We start from the raw sequence: 1,827 nt of genomic DNA on the forward strand, positions 1-1,827 counted from the left end.
TTGTGCCAATTGAATATTTCAGATAGACTTCCTCTTAGCTGATTAAAGTACTTTTTCATCTTTCGCAAATAATGAATATATAAGGCTTTAATCAGTCCTTTCAATATTTTTTATCGTGTACAGAGAACAATCTTAACTAGTAGTTTCTTAAAGTATATCTAAAATTAGTTATATTGTACTTATCTCCATCGTAATTAACATCAAACCTAGCATACAATAAAACATCTTCAATTAGTTCCATTCCTTCTGCTCCTGCAAACCCAACAGAGCCTGTTGATGTAAGTGTAACAGAGCCAGATCTAAAATCTTCAGCCTCAGGTATTAAATCATCCTCATTTATTACATTATAAAATCTAAAAACAACCTCATTATCTGGTATATTTAATATATTATTGTTATAACTATCTCTAAGGTTATTCCAAATTATAGCAAATATACCTTGGTGAAGAATACCAAAGACGCTCAGCTCATCTTTTTCCAAAAACGTTTTTAAACCTTGTTTATCAAACAGATAATCACCAAAATAATAAGTATAACCCCTATCGGAGTCTAGAATCGTTTGACTTATTTTTGGAACTTCCTGGGTATCTTCAACAAACCTTTCTATATCAATTGTGTTACTAATCATTTTTTTCACTATACCTTGTTGTATTAAGTTAATTTTTGTAGAATAACTTTTCTATAATAATAGAAAGTAAATCATTTTTGTATTTTTGTAATAACTGATCTATCTCATCAATTTTGGGATAACTTAACTAGGGATTGTCCTAAATAACTAAGTTATGTTAGGATAGTTTTGATAAAAAAGAGTAGATTAAATTGTTAGGGTTCTGTCGCAAACTGACAACCGCGTAATTTTGTAGTATTATTTTATCACAAATATTTCTTTAAATTTTAGATGTTAGATTTCACAGGTAGGCACTTTACAAAACTTTTAATTCTCCAAGCACTTCGTTGGTATTTATCATATCCATTAAGCTACAGGCATGTAGAGGAGTTGATGAAAGAACGTGAAGTTAGTGTAGATCATAGTACTCTCAATCGTTGGGTTATAAAATATGCTAAAGAGCTAGAAGCCTACTTTCAGTAAGAAGTTTAGGAAATATGGTATTTATGTAAGTTGGAAAATGGATGAAACTTACGTAAAACATAAAGGTAAGTGAGTTTATCTATACAGAGCAATAGATAAGCATGGCGATACATTAGAGTTTATGGTTTCAGCTAAAAGAGATGAGAAATCTACTCGTAAATTTTTCAAGAAAACCATTGGCAAACATGGCTTACCGGAGAAAGTTAATGTAGATAAGTCTGGTGCTAATGAAGCTGCTTTGCTAAGTATAAATATCTTTCTGTTTTTGCTTGGGATATGGTTAACTCATGATATAGAGATTAGACAAAATAAGTATCTCAATAATTTGATAGAGCAAGATCATAGAAATATAAAAAGATTAACTCGACCCATATTAGTATTTAAATCATGGGATTCTATGGAATCTACTATAGCAGCATAATTGTATCTAGAGGGTTGTGATTCTAGAAAAATTGTAAATGCTCTATAAGTTTGCGACAGAACCCAAATTAACCTCAAATTTCATTAAAAATGTAAAAGTTATCAGGAATAAATAAATCAGCCAAGATTAACTCAACAGTCTTGCTGTTTGCGACAGAACTAAACTTATGCTATAAATTATACTTTTGATACAGTTTATTCATAATTTACACATATTTTTTATTATAAAATAATACCTAACTAATTAAATGAGGAGAAAACAATAATGAAAGATGTAACTAAATTTTTTGTTCTTACAAATAATTTAAAAATGTTTT

At 29.1% G+C, this 1,827-nt stretch carries 1 protein-coding gene and 1 pseudogene; one reads left to right on the forward strand and one right to left on the reverse strand.

Annotated elements, in window-relative coordinates; genetic code table 11:
• Positions 1-136 precede the first annotated feature (136 nt).
• Positions 137-628 carry a hypothetical protein gene (locus F3D57_RS10145; protein ID WP_150466169.1) on the reverse strand — a complete coding sequence of 164 codons (492 nt, stop codon included), beginning with the start codon at positions 626-628 and terminating at the stop codon, positions 137-139.
• A gap of 270 nt (positions 629-898) precedes the next feature.
• Between F3D57_RS10145 and F3D57_RS10150 the strand changes: the two are divergent.
• Positions 899-1,511, forward strand: a pseudogene (locus F3D57_RS10150) (IS6 family transposase).
• Positions 1,512-1,827 lie beyond the last annotated feature (316 nt).

The organism is Francisella sp. SYW-2 (assembly GCF_008711475.1).
In the GTDB taxonomy this organism is placed as follows: Bacteria; Pseudomonadota; Gammaproteobacteria; order Francisellales; family Francisellaceae; genus Francisella; species Francisella salimarina.